Below are 16,472 nucleotides of genomic sequence, written 5' to 3'. Positions count from 1 at the left end.
GAAATCATTAAAATAAATATGAAAAAAACTTGTATTTTTCTGTTACTGGCGCTTTTTGTTCTACCTGGCAAGTATGCCTTTTCCCAGGTTAAGTCTGACAATGCTTTAAGCAAGCTACAGATCCGCAGTTTGATTGACACTTTAAGAAGCACGCTGAAGCGCCATTACATTTTTCCTGAGCAGGCCACCCGGATGGACAGTTATCTAAAGACTAAACTGCTTAAAGGAGGATACTATAAGATCCCAGATCCAGGCAAACTAGCCCGTCAGCTGGAAAAAGATATCAATGCAATTTATTATGATCCCCATATGCATATCGCTTATGAACCCGAAACGCCTGCACCAACAGCACTTAGTCCGGAAGAGCTCAGTAAAGCCCAAAAAGAACAACTGGCCGTCGAAAAAGACAATAATTTTAACCTTCAAAAAGTAGAAGTTCTTCCCGGAAACGTCGGTTATTTTCTTTTTAATGGTTTTACGCCAAATGTGGAAGAGGTAAAAGCAACGATGTCCGGTGCCTTAACTTTTTTATCCAATACCAAAGCTTTGATTATTGACCTGAGGTCAAATGGCGGAGGGAGTACAGCCAACCAATTCGCCAGTTATTTCTTCAAAGAGAAGACCCATTTATTTGACCAGGTCAACAGCTTTAGTAAGGATACCATTTCCTTATATACAGACCACCTGGCTACAAATCAGCTAACGCTACTCATGCCTATGTATATCCTTACCAGTAAAAATACAGCTTCTGCAGCCGAAGCTTTTACCGCTTCTATGCAGGCACTGAAACGTGCCACAGTTATAGGAGATACGACCTTAGGCGCTTCGCATGCGACAGGTTTCTTCGCTATGAGCACAGATTTCATCGCAAAGATACCTTACGCCAGACCGATCAGTACTTCGACCTTTAAAGACTGGGAAGGCATTGGTGTTATCCCAAACCTCACTGTTCCCGCATCCCAAGCTTTACAAAGGGCACAAGAAGCCATTTATACCGATTTAAAATCTAAAGCAACAAGCGATAACGAAAAGAGGTTTTTCCAATGGGCCATCAATACTTTAAAAGCGAATGAGGGTATTCCCGGCCCAAATGCGCAAGTACTAAGCCGCTATAGCGGCACTTATGCGGGAGGTATTCGGTTTTACGTAGAAAATGGCAATCTTTTATGTAAGAACCCAGAACGTGGAGGAAATGATACATTCACACTAAAACCCGTTTCTGAAAGTATCTTCCTGCTCGACGAGAATGCACAGGTCGAATTTGTAAAAGACCAAACCGGCAATTATTCCAGCATCAATTTATTATGGAAAGATGGGAACATCAGTCAAAAAAGTAAAGAAGCAAAATAAGGGTTTACAATTTCCATAAGCTATTTCAGACGTTTTAAATATCGGTAAGCTCCGTTTTCTTTCAGCAGCACATAGTTATTCCAAAACTGCTCATCATCCAGCGTATCGTATGAATAATCCCATTTGGTAATTTTAGCAAGGTTCTCCATGATGCTATTATTAACGCTGCCTTTTTTGCTGATGGATGCCGGAAAATAGCTCCATTCATAAATCTCCCCTGAAGCGGGAAGAAAAACAAAATATCTTCAAACAAAAGCAAGGCGATTTACTTTCAGATAAAAGAAAATTAAATTAAACTTTAGCCGAGAGGAGTCCCGAAGATACACCTGTTTATTAAGCACGTTTTATACCTGCAAATCTGACTACGGCACCTTTTCCAATGTGATACATTCCCTCATTTAACAGGATTTCCTCTTCGCCCAACATTAAAAGGTCATAATTTTCAAAATCAGCTATGATCTCCTCTTTGGAGAACAACATATCCAATTCAGCAGGCCCGCCAACTTTAGGATCAAGCTTCTTTAGTTCCAGGTGTTCTTTGCAGAAAGCTTCTAAAATAATGACGCCTCCAGGTTTGAGATACTCATTTAACTTTCGATGAAATAAAGACTTCTGATCAGCAGCAAAATGGGCATATATCAGGCCAATGGCATCAAATGATGCGGGTTCAAACCTGAGTTGATCCAGATCTCCGACAATGTAAGAAATGGCAACATTCTGCGCTGTGGCAAGCTGTAAGGCCTTTGACTGCCCTTCTACGCTCAGATCACAGGAGATCACCTCCCATCCAAGCGTTGCAGCGAACACCCCATTCCGTCCCTCACCATCGGCCGGCATCAGTATAGATCCGGGCTTAAACTTCTCAATCCACTCTTTAAAAAATAGATTAGGGCCCTTTCCGTAAACATATTCTTGTTCTTTATAGCGCTCATCCCATTTATCTTTATATTCCTCATTCCAGGATTTATTCATGTCTGTTTGTTTAAAATTTTCAATAATAATTTTATTATTTGTCAAACGCAGCTCTGCCAGCTTTTGTCTTTATTCAACAAAAGTAAGATCAGCATAACGCTGAAGCGTAGGACAAAAATTCAGTTGTATAGGATTTATCTAAAGTTCTGCCTGAAGGCCTCCGGTGAATGTCCTGTGTATTTTTTAAAGAACCTGATAAAATAAGAAACATCTTCGTAACCCAGGCTATAAGCGATCTGATTCACCTGATTTGACGTGGCCAGAAGATATCTTTTAGCTTCCAATATCAGGTATTCATTGATCAGCTCCGAACAGGTTTTACCCAGCATTGTCTTCGCTATCGCATTCAGCTGATAAGCGGAAAGGTTCAACATCGCCGCGTATTCCGCCACCTGTTTATGACTAAAAACATGCTGTTCTAAAAGCGACAAAAGCTGCTCCAGCCGTTCCTGATTATAAAGATTACCCTGATCAGCAAGACTACTGTTCTGCACTCTAAACAACTCGATAAAGAAGATCCCCATATTTGCCTTAATTACCTCCTGATACTGCTCTTGCTTCTCGGTATACTCCTGATAAGTAGAACTCAGGACCCGCATCAGCTTCTGAAACTGATCCGCATTCAGCTCGTAATGGTTCAGCTGACTTAACTTCCGCAACAGCTGGCCGGCCTTCTGATCCTGAGGCAAATAAAATTCATCTCTGAAGTGTATCAGATACCCTGTACTCCCTGCCTTTAGCTCAATCTGATGTACCTGACCGGGCCGCATAAAAAAAACAGTATGGTCAGTAACGTCGTAAGGCCTGAAGTCGATTTCATGATGCCCCTCCCCATTTTCCACCACAAGAATATAAAAGAAATCGTGTCTGTGAAGCTCCTGCAGCATGTCTTTTCCGGCCAGTAAATCGACAATTCTGCGGATCCCGAAGTTTCCAAAAAGATCCGGTTCTGCTTGTGTGGTGCTAAGATGTCTGATCGGTATTCTTTCCATTTAAATCATTGCGATGAAGCAGCAGGTATAGACGTTAAAGTAATGTTTAGCCAAATGTAGCGACATTTGACTAAACACTACATCTTCAAAATTAATTCTTTGCTTTCAGCGATGCCATATCGATTACGAAGCGGTATTTCACCTCCCCTTTTAACAAACGTTCATAAGCATCGTTCACTTCATCCACACCGATCAGCTCAATATCCGAAACAATATTATGCGCAGAGCAGAAGTCCAGCATTTCCTGTGTTTCCGCAATGCCACCGATCATTGATCCGGCAAAACTTCTTCTTCCTAAGATCAGACTAAAGGAAGTCACCGGAAGTGGTTCCATTGGAGCGCCGACCAATGCCAATGCACCATCCACTTTGAGCAGGTTAAGGTAAGCGTCCATATCGTGTTGTGCAGATACACAATCTAAAATAAAATGCAGGCTTTTCCCGTACTTAGCCATTTGTTCCGGATCGGTTGATAAAACAACTTCATCCGCACCCAGACGTTTTGCATCTTCTTGTTTAGACAATGAAGTGGTGAAAACCACTACATGAGCGCCCATCGCTTTCGCAATTTTGATTCCCATGTGTCCGAGGCCGCCGATGCCTACGATTCCCACTTTTTTCCCTGGGCCAACATTCCAGTGTTTTAATGGTGAGTAGGTCGTGATTCCCGCACAAAGTAAGGGTGCCGTTGCAGCGAGATCCAGGTTTTCCGGTACACGCAAAACATAGTTTTCATCTACCACCACGCTTTCGGCATATCCACCGAAGGTTTGTCCGCCCAGATGTTTGTCGGGTGAGTTAAAGGTCAGGGTACTTCCCGGTTCGCAAAACTGCTCCAGACCTTCCTTACAATATTCACATTCTCTGCAGGAGTCTACCATACAACCTACTGCGGCCAGATCTCCTACTTTAAACCTGGTTACATGAGCACCAACATTTGTTACCCTTCCTACCACTTCATGGCCGGGAACGATGGGATAAATGGTGTTGTGCCATTCGTTTTTCGCAGAATGCAGGTCTGAGTGGCAGATGCCACAAAACAGGATTTCAATCTCCACATCATGTGCGGTGACTGTTCTACGTTGTATATTCAGTACTTTTAGTGAATCAGTGGCGGCAGCTGCGCCAAACGCTTTGATGTTATTTACTGTGCTATTTCCGTTCATGATCTTTTTATTTTGATCCCACAAAGCTCTGCCGAAAGCAGGTAGCCCACAAATAGAATTCAAACAGAAAAGTAAGAATTTCAAACAATCTAAGCGCGAAGTGATTTGGGTATAGTTCCGGTGATCCGTTTAAAGAAATTATTGAAATAGGTGGGATATTCAAAGCCGAGCGCATATCCGATGTCCGCAATGCTCCAGTCTGTGTGGATCAGCAAGGCTTTTGCTTCGCTGATCACCCTTTCAGAAACATGGGTAGTGGTAGATTTCCCCGTCACTTCTTTCACCGATCTATTGAGATGATTTACATGTACTGCCAATCCGTTGGCATAATCCTGTGCTGTTCTTAAACTCAAAGGTTGCTTCGGACTTTCTATTGGAAACTGCCGTTCCAGCAATTCAAGGAATAAAGAGGTGATCCGGGAGGAGGCATTCTTATGCTTAAAGAAATTCTCTGTCGGCTGCATTTTCAAGGCTTCATGGATCAACAGATTGATATAATTACACATCAGCTCTTCTTTAAAAAAGTACGTTGTATCCTGTTCCGCTAACATTCTCTGAAAAATAGAGGTCATAAAAAGCTTTTGCCCCTCGTCCAGCTGGAAAATCGGTGTTCCTCCTATTTTAAATAAAGGCGATTGTTGCAGGCTTTCAAAACGCTCATGGCTTTTCAGAAAATCTTCGGTAAAAACACAGGCATAACCGGTATAAGTAGGAGAAATAACCTCCCAGGAATAAGGAATGCGTGGATTGCCGAAAAAGGCAATCGTTCCCTCCGTCTGAATTCCTTTATTGGCATAATGGATCAGGCTCCTTCCGGTATTGATACAGATCTTATAAAAATCTCTTCTGTTATAAGTGGGCACGGCGTTTACCCCGCTCCCCACTTCATACACCTTAAAGCCTTTCAGTTTCAGGTCGCTCGTATTGCAATCAGCAGCTTCGGAAGGAATATTCTTATCCATGCCACAAAGTTAAGAAAATCAAACACAAAACCTTTCTAAATCACGTTAATCGTGTTTCCATCGCCAATCTCTGCTAACCAACCAAAGGGAATCAAATGATTTCCCGTCAGCCCCTGCTCCCGAAGCACAGCTTCAAACTCCTCCACACCTTCCGGTGCCACTGCCACTAATAAACCGCCGCTCGTTTGCGGATCTGCAAGAACGAATCTTTGGTCTTCGGTTAACTGACTCACTTTATGCCCATAGCTCTTCCAGTTCCTTTGTGTACCGCCAGGATAACAATTCTGACTCAGATAATGAGGCAAAGAATCGATGACAGGCACTTTATCAAATTCAACGACTGCTGATAAACCACTTCCATCGCACATTTCCGCAAGATGGCCGAGCAATCCAAAACCCGTTACATCCGTCATCGCTTTGACCTGCTCCAATTGAGAAAATACGGCTCCCAATTTATTTAAGGTCACCATACTGTTAAGTGCAACCGCCGCATCTTCCGGAAGTAAAACCCCTTTTTTCTGTGCTGTAGATAAAATACCAACCCCCAATGCCTTTGTTAAATACAGGCGACAACCAGCGGTCGCGGTTGAATTCTGTTTGAGTTGTTTAATGTCAACAATTCCGTTTACAGACAATCCAAATACAGGCTCAGGACAGTCAATGCTATGCCCGCCGGCAAGTGTGATTCCCGCCTCTGCGCAAATTGCCCTTGCTCCTTCCAGCACTCGCTGCGCCACTTCAGGAGCCAGTTTCTCTATCGGCCAACCCAATATTGCGATGGCCAACACAGGCTTCCCTCCCATTGCGTAGACATCACTGATGGCATTTGCCGAAGCGATTCTGCCAAAGTCGTAAGCATCATCCACAATGGGCATGAAGAAATCAGTCGTGGAAATTAACGCCGATCCGTTGCCCAGATCAAACACCGCTGCATCATCTCTTTTATCGTTACCCACCAGAAGACGAGCGTCTGTTGTAGCAGGAACATTGGTATGCAGAATTTTATCCAGTATTGCAGGGCTGATTTTGCAACCACAACCCGCTCCATGTGAGTATTGGGTAAGCTTTATATCTTCTAAATCCATCGTAATTGATTATCGTATTTGTGTGGAATCCAGCTCCGGTATGGAGTCCAGAATTTGTGTTGCGTTTTTCAGTACCTCATTGCCGTCTATATTTAGAAAGACGATGTGCTCCTGATTCCGCTTATTTAGTCCGGTAAGGTAAGTTTTATCATAATAGACCAAAACAATGCTGACAAAGTCGGCCATCCTGTTTTCGGCTATCGCCAGTATGGCATTTTTTGTCTGCTCAGGACCTAAGCGCTTCCAGATCCGTTCCGTACATTCTATCAGAAAGTCTTTATCTAAAACACCGTATTCTGCCGCAAGCAATGCCACCCTCTGCTCCCTTGGAACATTGAGATTTAGCAGTTGTGCCGTTCTCATCTGAAGCCAAAAAGGTTTCGGAATACATCTTCTACCAATCGTCAGGCTTTCATCTTCTACCCAGATCCGTCTGCTTTGATCCAGTTTATTCAGCTCAAAGGCAAGGTTATTTTCAAACTGTTCCTGAGTAGGTTGTACCCGGCTGTTCATCGTACCATAAGATGATCCCTGATGCTGTGCTAAATCTTCCAGGTCCAGCACCTGCTCGTCCATAGCACCAAGCTGATGGAGTAATTTTGTTTTTCCTGAGCCCGTCATCCCACCCAAAACCGTTAAAGGATAAGGTTTTTCAAATTGACTTGCAGACCAGCGGCGATAATTCTTATAGCCCCCCTCAATCAGATAAACTTCGAAACCATACAAGTCGAATGCCCAGGCCATTGCGCCACTTCTCATTCCTCCACGCCAGCAATGTACTGCAATCTTCTTTGCAGGTGCGATTTCCAAAGCCTGTTTAATAAACCCCGACCATTTGTTACCTGTCAGGTCAAAGCCGAGTAGAATGGCTTGCTCCCTTCCCACCTGTTTATAAGTGGTACCAACGCTAACACGCTCTTCATTTGTAAAAATCGGGATGTTAAAAGCACCTGGAATCTGACCTTGTTTAAACTCTGCCGGAGTTCTGACATCCACCAGAGGGATGGGTTCAGCGCGGCCAAGAAAGTCATCTATAGAAATAGGCCTAATCATTTTAAAACCAGCTTAATTATCATAATCAATATCCAGGTTATATTGGTAAAGCAATCCAACCAGGTTTAAGGCCGAAAATTTCGCCTGTTTTACTTTATTCACTGCCGGGTCCAGGCTAAAATTCCTTGCGGTCCGGAAATCTGTTTTCTCTAAAACACACCTCACAAAGGTTGCCCCTGAAAGGTCACAGTTATGAAATACTGCGGAGGTCAAATCGGCCTCTTCAAAATCTGTTTCTTTAAGTGAGCAGTCTGTAAACTTTGTTTTCCTGAGTTTAGCACCATAAAAGATCGAATAATCCAGGTGACACTGTTCAAAATGAAAAGAAAATAAGAACTTGTTGCAGGTAGAAAAATTAATGCCCAGAATCTTACATCCTGTAAACCTCGCATCTTTAAACCCAGTCCCTTTAACGATGGTCATGGAGAAATTGCACTGTTTAAAATCGCATTCCATGAAATCATTATGACTTAAATCACTCTTCGAGAAGTCGCAGTTTATAAATTCACATCTTATAAATTCCCGGTTTTCCAATCGCTTTTCCGCATAATTGATCCCGGTAAATGTTTTGCCCTCATGGACTATAGTTTCGTCAAATCCGTTCATTGTTGATTGCTAAGGTAATTTTATTTAAAAGGTTTTCAGGTTTTACAATGTCAATAGTTTGTCGATGATCTGCGCTTTCTTTTGCCCGCTGATGTGATACACGCCAAGGTTGTCTGCAAACCAAAGGCCATCAGCCACCAGCATAATGATTAAACTGTTGACTGTCTGATCCTCAACAGCACCGCCTGTGATGTGCTCCGTAAACCAATTGTCCCACATCGTCCTGTATTCTTCATTGACCAGTGCTGCCTGTAAAATCACTTTCATCGTTCTTCGGTAATGAAGGTCGCCGCTCTTTTTGACCACAAAGCGGAGAAATGCCATCGGAGCAGCCTCAATACCAGCAGACTTCTTTTCTTCTGTAATCCATTCCGTCAATTCAATCAGGCTTTGACGTACCAACTCTGCCAGCAGTTCTTCCTTATTGCGGAAATGATGCATAATGCCGCCTTTGCTCAATCCGATTTTATCTACTATAGCCTGGAAAGTCACCTGATTCCAACCGGCCGTTGCCCCGATCTCGGCAGCAGCTTCAAGGATCAGTTGTTTGTTAACCTCTGGTTCTTTCTTTCTTTTATATGGATTTTCCATCTCTCAAAGATACCGTATGGTTTGTTTGTTTACAAAAATATAATACATTTGCTACCTCAGTTCTGCATATTCATTTAGCTTCAGTTATGTCCAATCACATCATTATCCTATCAACAACGGTTAACAACCCTACTGATTTACAATACGTTTCTCAGGCAATGTCCACTTTTCCTGAGATCGTTGAATGGTCAGTTGATCTTGAAGATTGTGATAAAATATTACGGATAGTTTGCGAAAATAATATCGGAGATCAGCTGGTAAAGCAGCTTAGTATACTGGGGATGTATACAGAAATACTAGAAGTTTTTGATGGGAATGGCAACTCCTTAGGCCCGTATAATGTTATGGTTGCAGCGAAGAATCTTTAAAACTATTCAAAGTCAATCCATTTTTTATCTATAAATACCCTACCCAACACCGCTTCTTCCTTCTTCACCTTCACTTCTATAAACTTATCCCCATCTGAAACAAACTTTAGCTGAAGACCATCCATTTCATTGGTTTCATAAAATGAACCATATGGGCAGTGGTATGGGTTTCCCTTTACATCGCTAGTGAAGATCGACAATAAAATCATTTTCTTTGAATTGGTATCAGGCTTTTCGTAGCCAAAGATTCTATGGTCAAGCCTCATATTTGCAGCCAACCAAATCAGGCTATCTTTCATAGAAACCTCAGCTTTGTTCAGCTGATCTTCGCTGATGGCTTCCGGCGATCCGACAGCCGCAGTATCGGCCGGAACCATTGTATTTTCTACAGTACTATTATTTGCTTCCGCTTTCCTGGCGACTCCAGTATCGGGACTGGCATTTCCAGTTTGCACCTGATTGGTTTTCCTTCGGTTATTGCAACTCAAAAGAAGCAAAGAAATGAGCATTGCAGTTAATTGTATTTTCATCGTTTAAATGTAATTTAAAGAAAAATTTATTGAATGAACAAAAGCAGAATAAACAAAATTGCCATTGCTATTTTTGTCGCATCCCTTGTATTGATCATCATATCCCACCTGATCATTGAATTGCTGTTAAGGGATTATTTTAGTAATCAGACAGGAACGCTCCTCTATTCGATATGCTATGTGGTCATATACGGTTCCATTTTTCTTTCTTTACTATCCTTCCTAACATTGCTCGCTCAATTTTTAAGGAGGCCAAAGAAAACTTAAACATCATGAAACTGTTTATCCCTTTATAAAGCGTAAGATTTCCGAACTTCGGTCTCCCCCGAAAAATAAACAATTTTGAAACTCAGAAATACCTTTAGTAAAAAAACAGAGAACCGGAGGTTAAGAAACTATAGGATCAACCCGCAACGGCTTCGTTTCTTCCGAGACCATTACAATCCTCCTCTTTTTCCTGTAGAAATAAACGTAGGACAGGCCCGTTCCGATAATGCCGATGATGGCCACTACTCCCGCCCCGTAGACAAAGAAACTTCCCCAGGACAATTGAGTATGTCCAAACTGCTTGAACAGCAGAATAAAAACACTCCCCAGATAACCTATCGAGTCGGCCAGATAAATCATAAAACCCACATTACTTTTGTACCTGAAAGTCGCAATCAGGCGCTCAAAGAAAATAATTGAATACGGGACATAAGCCAGATAGAGGCCCAGGGTCACCATGTACATATAAGTCATGGCTGGTATCTTTCCACCGGTAAACATCAGGGTTGGGATTCCGATGAGCAGAAAGCCCAGACCGATACTAAAATGAGCCAGCTGAAATGCCTTAAAATTCTGTTTAACCAACATGATCAGCGACATCAGGATCAATACCACAATAGCAATCGGAATGTCGATCTGACTGTAAATCCCCAGATTATCTTTATAACCAAAGTCCGACCAGATCTCGACTTCAAAATTATCCCTGAAGTCGCGCATCACAGTGAGCAAAACATAAATGGTAATGTTAAAGACCAGTCCCGGCAGAAAATACTTCACAAATGCTTTCCGTTCTTTGGCTGTCATGGGCAGGCGTTGGGTTCTTAGCCTGATGTCTTCTGCGCTTGGCGGAGGCACCTGTTCCAGTAAGTACACAAAAAAGAAAAGCGGCAACACAAATAAAAGCCCGACCATAAAGGGCATCCATTTTTCAGATACAGACCAATGTATTATCATAAACCTGCCTATAGTCTTAATGATTCCTGAGGAAAAGATGAAACTCGTACAGAGCACAGCTCCAATAAACTCCGCGCTTTTCCGGCCTTCAATATAGGTAAAAATCAAACCCCAGATCAAACCCAGTGGGATTCCATTGAGAAACAAACAAGCGATGCTATATGGCGCAGGAATGACGGCAAAGCCAAAGAGCGACAACCAGGCGATCAACAGTAAAATGAGAATCGCTCTGGCCCTTCCATGTGGTTGTATTTCTGCGATAAACCGAATGCCAATAAATTTACTCAATGCATAACCGCCAACCTGTGCAATGACCAGCCATACCTTGAAATCAATGCCCAGCAGCTGATGCTCCAGATAAGTGCCGGCGGTAAATCCTTTACGAAATGCATAAGTGCAAACGTAAATACAAAATGTAGCCATCGCACACAATAGCGCAGTATAGGCCGGAGGCATTTGCCCAAGCTTTCCTTTAATCAGGCTGATCTTTTCCATTCTTTAGCTGCAGCAAATAATTATAGGTCATGTCTTTCATTTGCTGGATGTCAGTACTGAGCACAGGTTTCTCCGCATCTTTTCCCAGATCATCCCATTTGCGTAATTTAACATATAAGGGCACTAAAGGATCTTTTTCAAATGCTGCTGCCTCTTCTGCACTCATCTTCCCTCCTTGAAATTCAAGGGTAATCTTACTCGCTTCAGACAATTCATCGTAATAGGCGGGCTCCGCATAAACGAGGTATCTTTTAGCAGCGACATGACTGGCAACCAAACTCGCCATCTTTTGTGGGAATCCCATATCGATCAAACATTTACCACCTAAATCATCATGTTTCTGCGTTCCATAGATGTGCATCTTTTCTTCATTTTCGAAGAAATGACCGATATCGTGAAAGAATGCCGCCAGTATGATTTCGTCTTCCTCACCAGCTGCCTGTGCCAATTGAGCGCATTGCATCATGTGCATCAGCATACTTACCCGTTCTCCATATTCTTCTGCGCCATGAGCTTCGTACAAGCCAAATATCCGGGCAATAGTATCGTTTATCTGTTGTTGTTCCATTCTGAATTTGTTGATCTGAATTAAGCCTGCTGTGTTACCTCTTTACGTTTCAATACCCGAAGCTTACTTAAAAGTCCGTCTCTATCCGCGTAAGCACCTTGTAAAAACCGTTCACCTGCAGCACCGTCATACGCAGACCGTCCATGCATCACCCTTTCGTTATCTACGATAAAAAGGTCGGAAGCTTCCATTTTGAACTGAACAAAATAATGTTCATCGTCGATCATTTTCGCCAGCTGCTGATAAGCCGCATAGAATGCAGACATCTGATCTTCTTCCAGTTCAAAAGCCTGTATAGAACGGTTATTGAACCGGATCGCATTTACCTCATCAAAGACATCCAGTCCGATGATCGTCTCTGTTCTTTCTATCTCCTCCTCCTGGTTTACAAACCGGAAGGTTACCGGAGTAGTGGACAATAGGCGGAACATTTCCGGATGCTGCAATTTCAGGTCGGCAATCACCTTAAAGCCGTCCACAAGCACAGAATTGCCCCCAACTGCACTCGATTGCAAACAATGCAGCAGCTGTAGCGTTGGTGTAGGATTGCGGTATGGATTATCTGTATGTGCACTCAAACCAAGCGAAGTAAAGGCAAGATTACTGGGATTAAGCGTTGTTCTAACATCAAACAGCTTCCCATAATTCGTTTCACGGATATAACCAAACAGTTCAACCACTTTACACACCATCCCAGGTTCCGCAGGAACATTGCGCAAAACGGCAAAACCATATTTCCTTACCTGTTCCAGCCAGGCACATAAAGCTTCCTCATGAACCGCAATTTCAGTATAGTCTCCAACCGGATATTGATCATTTAGCGTTTCATCCCATAGTACAACCGGCTCCGATGCTTTCTTTCCTTCACGGCGCGCTGCAATTGCGGTTTTTGACAGTCTGTGGTTAAACAGCCAGTCTGCAGAAAACACGCTAACGTGGACTTCGGTATCCCATTCGATCAGGACTTCCTGCTGAGGATTCAATTGCAGGCTTTTAGGACGTATAGCCGGATTTATAGCTGATGTTTCTATCAGCTTCTGTCCATTACTGTGTAGGGTTGATGGTGATGGGCAATTGTCCCTCAGGTACAGAAAAGGATAAGCAGATATTTCTCCGTTTTCCCAATGCACCAGAAGTGCATACTCAGCTTCCGTTACCTTTTCAATAAGTACTTGTGTGTTCATGATATTCTCGTTCTGTTCCATTGTTTAATTTTTCTTTAGCATGCGGAGCTTACTCAACAGCCCGTCCCGGTCGGCATAAGTGCCTTGAAGGTGCCGCTTCCCTTCTTTACGGTCAAACGCGGTCCGTCCATGCAGCACGCGTTCATTATCTGCAATAAAAAGTTGTCCCGGCATCATCTTAAACCTGACCTGAGCGGCCGGATCATCGAGCATCCGCGCAAATGTCTGATAAGCCCTGTAAAAATCAGGAATGAGCTGATTGTCCATCTCAAAAGGTTGAATGGCCCTGTTATTGAACCTGATGCTGTGCAGCTTTTTTTGAGGGTCAAGACCGATAATCGTGGTCTTTCGTTCTATCCAATGGTCCTTATCCCGGAAGCGAAAGCTGACCGGAACCCTGCTTAGAAGTTCAAAAAGGTCCGGGTGTTTTTTTCTCATTGCAGTGGCCACTTTAAAACCGTCTACGACAATCGTATCGCCCCCCGTCACTTCATTATGCAGACAATGCAACAATTGCAAGGTAGGTACAGGGTCACGATAGGGATTATCTGTCCGCGGGCTCAGTGCCTGTGAAGTAAAGGTCAGGTTATTCGGATGGAGCAGGATTTTCTCCTGATAAACACGCCCATAATTTGTCTCGCGTACATAACCGAACAAACGGGCAACTTCCACTACCGCAGCTTTCCTGAGCGGTACATCATTTAAAACGGCAAACCCATACCGGCGCACATACTCCAGCCAAACCGTAAGCGAGGTACGATCTTCAGTAACCTGCTGGTATTCCCCCTGGGGAACGCCAATTCCAAGTGTACTGTCCCATAATTCTATAGGCTCAAAAAGCAGGTCCTTCTGCCCCCGCTTTTCAATTTCAGCTGTGGAAAGGCAATGATCCCGTAGCCATGCTGCCGGAAAACTGCTGCTATGCCCGTCCTGTTCCCATGTAATCTGTATGGTATCCTCTTTTACAAGTTCAATATGTGCAGGCCTGATCTCCGGATTCAGCTGCGCAGTTTCGGTGATCTTTTGCCCATTTTCATGAATGCTCTTCGGGGAAGGGCAGTTGTCTCTTAAGTATATATAATGATAGGTACTTTTGTGCCCATCACCCCATTTAATGGCGAGCACATTTCTATCTGCGGAATAACTGACTATATGATACCTTTCCATCATGACTGATCTACAACATTTACAGCGGTAAAACTCTGCAAACAGTATGATCAAATATTAAACATCAGGTTATGTATTAGGGTGATTTGTTAACAAATAACGGGGTAGCCGAAGCCAAAAAGAGGCCTGCCATTCCAATAATGGTCTTAAAAAATCTCCAAAAAGACCTGTTATTTAATATCAGGATAACATTAAAATCACATTCAACGATAAGACACCGGATTATTACAAATCAGCGATCTCTGTACATATCAGGCCCCATCTTTTATTTTGATCAAATATAATATTTATGTACGTTAGTGTATCCAAACAAAATGTCCTACAAAAGCCGTAATGATCAGGAACTGGCAGATTTACTCAAGTCTGATGACAAATTGGCTTATGCCGAAATTTACAATCGTTATCATGCCTCCTTATATATTCATGCTTACAAAAGACTTCAATTAAGAGAAGAGTGCAAAGACCTGGTTCACGAACTCTTCACTACCTTATGGCATAAACGTGAGGAGATCACTTTTAAAACCAGCCTTTCTGCCTATCTGTATACCTCGGTTAGAAACAAAATATTCGACCTCCTTGCAAAGCAAAAACTAAAAACTTCCTATACCCAATCCATTCAGTCTTTTGCAGAAAGTGGTGTGGTGACCACAGATTACCTCGCCCGGCAAAACCAGCTTACCGCCCTCATCGATCAGGAAATCGCAAATCTTCCTCCGCGGACCCGTCAGATATTTGAATTGAGCAGAAAGAGATTTCTCAGTCATCAGGAAATCGCAAAAGAACTTAACCTGTCTGAACAATCCGTAAAAAGTGCCGTCAACGGTGCATTAAGAATACTTCGCATTAAGTTTGGCTCTATGCTCTTCCTCTCTTTATAATTTTTTTTATTTTCTTTACCCCCCAAAGCCATTCTCCTTCGTCTCTACTCTCTGAATGCGGAAGGTACGCTCCTTCCCTGGCCAAAAATGATGCAACAAGAGGAAATAGACCAGCTTTTAGAAAAAAAACACGCAGGAAACTGTACGCCTGAAGAAATCGCTTTTTTAGAAAGCTGGTATCTCCAGTGGAACAAAGACCTTCCACTAGACTTAACTGCAGAAGAACTGCATGAGGACCTGCTCGACATTAAAGCGATGAATACGATCCTGCCTCCAGAAACCAAATCTAAAAAATTAAAACAAAGCTTATTGGTTGCAGCATCGCTGTTCCTGATCCTGAGCACCGCACTGTTCTTTTACCTGCAAACCCAAACCAGAAAAAACTCAGTTTACGATTTAGCGCTTCATGATATTAACCCGGGAGGTAATAAAGCAAGTATCACCTTAGCAAACGGCCAAAAGCTTGATTTAAACAACCTTAAAGGTGGAGTCCTGATCGGTAAATCCGGTCTGGCTTATAACGATGGGACAGACATCAGCCAAATGAATCCCGCTTCCGGAGGAACTTTTCAGCAGCTGACACTGGCGACCCCCAAGGGAGGCCAGTACCAGATTACCCTCTCCGACGGGACCAGGGTATGGTTAAATGCCGCATCGGCTTTAAAATTTCCTTCCAGCTTTGCGGGTCTTAAGGAACGCAGGGTCGAGTTAACCGGCGAAGCCTATTTCGAGGTTAATCATAACGCGAAGCAGCCATTCCGCGTACAGACGGCATCACAAATTGCAGAAGATCTTGGAACATCTTTTAATATCAATAGTTACACCGATGAAGCAAGCGCCAAAACCACACTGATAGCCGGGGCCATGCAGGTTCAAAGCTTATACAACCATCAGGGTAAAAAACAACCCGCGGTTGTATTGAGCCCCAGCCAGCAGGCTTCCATTAATCCGAACGGCATCATCAATGTGCGTGTGGTCAATACCGCCGAAACCATGGGCTGGAAAAATGGAGATTTCGTATTCGATGGAGAGAATTTAAAATCTGCCATGCGCAGGATCGCAAGATGGTATGATGTCGAAGTCGCTTATGAAACCGATGCAAAGGCCAGTTCTACATTGATTTTGGACGGATTAGTATCCAGAAAAAGCAAGCTATCGGAAGTACTGAAATGGATAGAAACCGTAGGTGATGTTCGTTTCAAAATAGAAGGAAGGAGGGTAACTGTGACCGAATAACTACTACTCAAAAATGCCAAATCACCAGGGGTGCTGGAAACACCCCCGA

18 protein-coding genes are annotated in these 16,472 nt (G+C 43.1%); 4 read left to right on the top strand and 14 right to left on the bottom strand.

The window, feature by feature from the left end:
• Positions 1 to 18: 18 nt before the first annotated feature.
• Positions 19 to 1,350 (top strand): S41 family peptidase, encoded by a 1,332-nt coding sequence (locus BLQ87_RS06170; protein WP_074605266.1) that lies wholly within the window; start codon positions 19 to 21, stop codon positions 1,348 to 1,350.
• A 20-nt stretch (positions 1,351 to 1,370) separates the two neighbouring features.
• On the opposite strand, the gene BLQ87_RS34165 is transcribed toward BLQ87_RS06170, so the two are convergent.
• The 9 genes from BLQ87_RS34165 to BLQ87_RS06130 all read right to left on the bottom strand — a co-directional run bounded on the left by BLQ87_RS34165 (position 1,371) and on the right by BLQ87_RS06130 (position 8,776).
• A complete protein-coding gene (locus BLQ87_RS34165; RefSeq protein WP_262502371.1) occupies positions 1,371 to 1,499 on the bottom strand; it encodes a hypothetical protein in 129 nt (42 codons plus the stop codon).
• A gap of 184 nt (positions 1,500 to 1,683) precedes the next feature.
• Positions 1,684 to 2,322 carry a class I SAM-dependent methyltransferase gene (locus tag BLQ87_RS06165; RefSeq protein ID WP_074605644.1) on the bottom strand — a complete coding sequence of 213 codons (639 nt, stop codon included), beginning with the start codon at positions 2,320 to 2,322 and terminating at the stop codon, positions 1,684 to 1,686.
• A 134-nt stretch (positions 2,323 to 2,456) separates the two neighbouring features.
• Positions 2,457 to 3,314 carry a helix-turn-helix domain-containing protein gene (locus BLQ87_RS06160; RefSeq protein ID WP_074605265.1) on the bottom strand — a complete coding sequence of 286 codons (858 nt, stop codon included), beginning with the start codon at positions 3,312 to 3,314 and terminating at the stop codon, positions 2,457 to 2,459.
• A gap of 91 nt (positions 3,315 to 3,405) precedes the next feature.
• On the bottom strand, positions 3,406 to 4,479 hold the full coding sequence (locus BLQ87_RS06155) for an NAD(P)-dependent alcohol dehydrogenase (protein WP_074605264.1): 1,074 nt from the start codon (positions 4,477 to 4,479) through the stop codon (positions 3,406 to 3,408).
• 89 nt (positions 4,480 to 4,568) lie between these two features.
• Positions 4,569 to 5,441 (bottom strand): helix-turn-helix domain-containing protein, encoded by an 873-nt coding sequence (locus BLQ87_RS06150; RefSeq protein ID WP_074605263.1) that lies wholly within the window; start codon positions 5,439 to 5,441, stop codon positions 4,569 to 4,571.
• Positions 5,442 to 5,476: 35 nt separating this feature from the next.
• Positions 5,477 to 6,526, bottom strand: a complete 1,050-nt coding sequence (gene selD, locus BLQ87_RS06145; RefSeq protein WP_074605262.1) for a selenide, water dikinase SelD — start codon at positions 6,524 to 6,526, stop codon at positions 5,477 to 5,479.
• 9 nt (positions 6,527 to 6,535) lie between these two features.
• Positions 6,536 to 7,579 (bottom strand): tRNA 2-selenouridine(34) synthase MnmH, encoded by a 1,044-nt coding sequence (mnmH, locus tag BLQ87_RS06140; RefSeq protein ID WP_074605261.1) that lies wholly within the window; start codon positions 7,577 to 7,579, stop codon positions 6,536 to 6,538.
• A gap of 12 nt (positions 7,580 to 7,591) precedes the next feature.
• Positions 7,592 to 8,185: a pentapeptide repeat-containing protein gene (locus BLQ87_RS06135; RefSeq protein ID WP_074605260.1), complete on the bottom strand. Its 594-nt coding sequence runs from the start codon at positions 8,183 to 8,185 to the stop codon at positions 7,592 to 7,594.
• A 42-nt stretch (positions 8,186 to 8,227) separates the two neighbouring features.
• Entirely contained in the window at positions 8,228 to 8,776 is a 549-nt protein-coding gene (locus BLQ87_RS06130) for a TetR/AcrR family transcriptional regulator (RefSeq protein WP_074605259.1), read from the bottom strand.
• Here BLQ87_RS06130 and BLQ87_RS06125 point away from each other — a divergent pair.
• Positions 8,764 to 9,144: a hypothetical protein gene (locus BLQ87_RS06125; RefSeq protein WP_074605258.1), complete on the top strand. Its 381-nt coding sequence runs from the start codon at positions 8,764 to 8,766 to the stop codon at positions 9,142 to 9,144. The two genes, BLQ87_RS06130 and BLQ87_RS06125, sit on opposite strands and share 13 nt — an antisense overlap.
• A gap of 2 nt (positions 9,145 to 9,146) precedes the next feature.
• Here the strand turns inward: BLQ87_RS06125 and BLQ87_RS06120 are convergent, their stop codons facing one another.
• The 5 genes from BLQ87_RS06120 to BLQ87_RS06095 form a co-directional block, all read right to left on the bottom strand.
• Complete coding sequence (locus tag BLQ87_RS06120; RefSeq protein ID WP_074605257.1) at positions 9,147 to 9,674, bottom strand: hypothetical protein; 528 nt, start codon at positions 9,672 to 9,674, stop codon at positions 9,147 to 9,149.
• A gap of 387 nt (positions 9,675 to 10,061) precedes the next feature.
• Positions 10,062 to 11,390 carry a DUF5690 family protein gene (locus tag BLQ87_RS06110; RefSeq protein WP_074605255.1) on the bottom strand — a complete coding sequence of 443 codons (1,329 nt, stop codon included), beginning with the start codon at positions 11,388 to 11,390 and terminating at the stop codon, positions 10,062 to 10,064.
• Positions 11,368 to 11,958 carry an HD domain-containing protein gene (locus tag BLQ87_RS06105; RefSeq protein WP_074605254.1) on the bottom strand — a complete coding sequence of 197 codons (591 nt, stop codon included), beginning with the start codon at positions 11,956 to 11,958 and terminating at the stop codon, positions 11,368 to 11,370. The genes BLQ87_RS06110 and BLQ87_RS06105 overlap by 23 nt, the downstream gene beginning before the upstream one ends.
• Before the next feature lie 20 nt (positions 11,959 to 11,978).
• Entirely contained in the window at positions 11,979 to 13,163 is a 1,185-nt protein-coding gene (gene tmpA / locus BLQ87_RS06100) for a 2-trimethylaminoethylphosphonate dioxygenase (RefSeq protein WP_083361713.1), read from the bottom strand.
• Between the two features lie 3 nt (positions 13,164 to 13,166).
• Positions 13,167 to 14,312: a TauD/TfdA family dioxygenase gene (locus BLQ87_RS06095; RefSeq protein ID WP_083361712.1), complete on the bottom strand. Its 1,146-nt coding sequence runs from the start codon at positions 14,310 to 14,312 to the stop codon at positions 13,167 to 13,169.
• A 311-nt stretch (positions 14,313 to 14,623) separates the two neighbouring features.
• On the opposite strand from BLQ87_RS06095, the gene BLQ87_RS06090 reads away from it, so the two are divergent.
• Both BLQ87_RS06090 and BLQ87_RS06085 read left to right on the top strand, forming a co-directional pair.
• A complete protein-coding gene (locus tag BLQ87_RS06090) occupies positions 14,624 to 15,187 on the top strand; it encodes an RNA polymerase sigma factor (protein ID WP_074605253.1) in 564 nt (187 codons plus the stop codon).
• Positions 15,188 to 15,274: 87 nt separating this feature from the next.
• Entirely contained in the window at positions 15,275 to 16,423 is a 1,149-nt protein-coding gene (locus BLQ87_RS06085; protein WP_083361711.1) for a FecR family protein, read from the top strand.
• Positions 16,424 to 16,472: the final 49 nt, after the last annotated feature.

The organism is Pedobacter steynii (assembly GCF_900103665.1).
GTDB classification, from domain to species: Bacteria; Bacteroidota; Bacteroidia; order Sphingobacteriales; family Sphingobacteriaceae; genus Pedobacter; species Pedobacter steynii.
This window is presented reverse-complemented; position numbering and strand designations above follow the sequence as displayed.

Excerpts from the sequence above, each read along its gene's own strand:
- mnmH (WP_074605261.1), bottom strand. The coding sequence starts at position 7,579 with ATGATTAGGCCTATTTCTATAGATGACTTTCTTGGCCGCGCTGAACCC.
- BLQ87_RS06135 (WP_074605260.1), bottom strand. The coding sequence starts at position 8,185 with ATGAACGGATTTGACGAAACTATAGTCCATGAGGGCAAAACATTTACC.
- BLQ87_RS34165 (WP_262502371.1), bottom strand. The coding sequence starts at position 1,499 with ATGGAGAACCTTGCTAAAATTACCAAATGGGATTATTCATACGATACG.
- BLQ87_RS06110 (WP_074605255.1), bottom strand. The coding sequence starts at position 11,390 with ATGGAAAAGATCAGCCTGATTAAAGGAAAGCTTGGGCAAATGCCTCCG.
- BLQ87_RS06165 (WP_074605644.1), bottom strand. The coding sequence starts at position 2,322 with ATGAATAAATCCTGGAATGAGGAATATAAAGATAAATGGGATGAGCGC.
- BLQ87_RS06120 (WP_074605257.1), bottom strand. The coding sequence starts at position 9,674 with ATGAAAATACAATTAACTGCAATGCTCATTTCTTTGCTTCTTTTGAGT.
- BLQ87_RS06155 (WP_074605264.1), bottom strand. The coding sequence starts at position 4,479 with ATGAACGGAAATAGCACAGTAAATAACATCAAAGCGTTTGGCGCAGCT.
- selD (WP_074605262.1), bottom strand. The coding sequence starts at position 6,526 with ATGGATTTAGAAGATATAAAGCTTACCCAATACTCACATGGAGCGGGT.
- BLQ87_RS06090 (WP_074605253.1), top strand. The coding sequence starts at position 14,624 with ATGTCCTACAAAAGCCGTAATGATCAGGAACTGGCAGATTTACTCAAG.
- BLQ87_RS06125 (WP_074605258.1), top strand. The coding sequence starts at position 8,764 with ATGGATTTTCCATCTCTCAAAGATACCGTATGGTTTGTTTGTTTACAA.
- BLQ87_RS06170 (WP_074605266.1), top strand. The coding sequence starts at position 19 with ATGAAAAAAACTTGTATTTTTCTGTTACTGGCGCTTTTTGTTCTACCT.
- tmpA (WP_083361713.1), bottom strand. The coding sequence starts at position 13,163 with ATGGAACAGAACGAGAATATCATGAACACACAAGTACTTATTGAAAAG.
- BLQ87_RS06085 (WP_083361711.1), top strand. The coding sequence starts at position 15,275 with ATGATGCAACAAGAGGAAATAGACCAGCTTTTAGAAAAAAAACACGCA.
- BLQ87_RS06130 (WP_074605259.1), bottom strand. The coding sequence starts at position 8,776 with ATGGAAAATCCATATAAAAGAAAGAAAGAACCAGAGGTTAACAAACAA.
- BLQ87_RS06105 (WP_074605254.1), bottom strand. The coding sequence starts at position 11,958 with ATGGAACAACAACAGATAAACGATACTATTGCCCGGATATTTGGCTTG.
- BLQ87_RS06095 (WP_083361712.1), bottom strand. The coding sequence starts at position 14,312 with ATGATGGAAAGGTATCATATAGTCAGTTATTCCGCAGATAGAAATGTG.
- BLQ87_RS06150 (WP_074605263.1), bottom strand. The coding sequence starts at position 5,441 with ATGGATAAGAATATTCCTTCCGAAGCTGCTGATTGCAATACGAGCGAC.
- BLQ87_RS06160 (WP_074605265.1), bottom strand. The coding sequence starts at position 3,314 with ATGGAAAGAATACCGATCAGACATCTTAGCACCACACAAGCAGAACCG.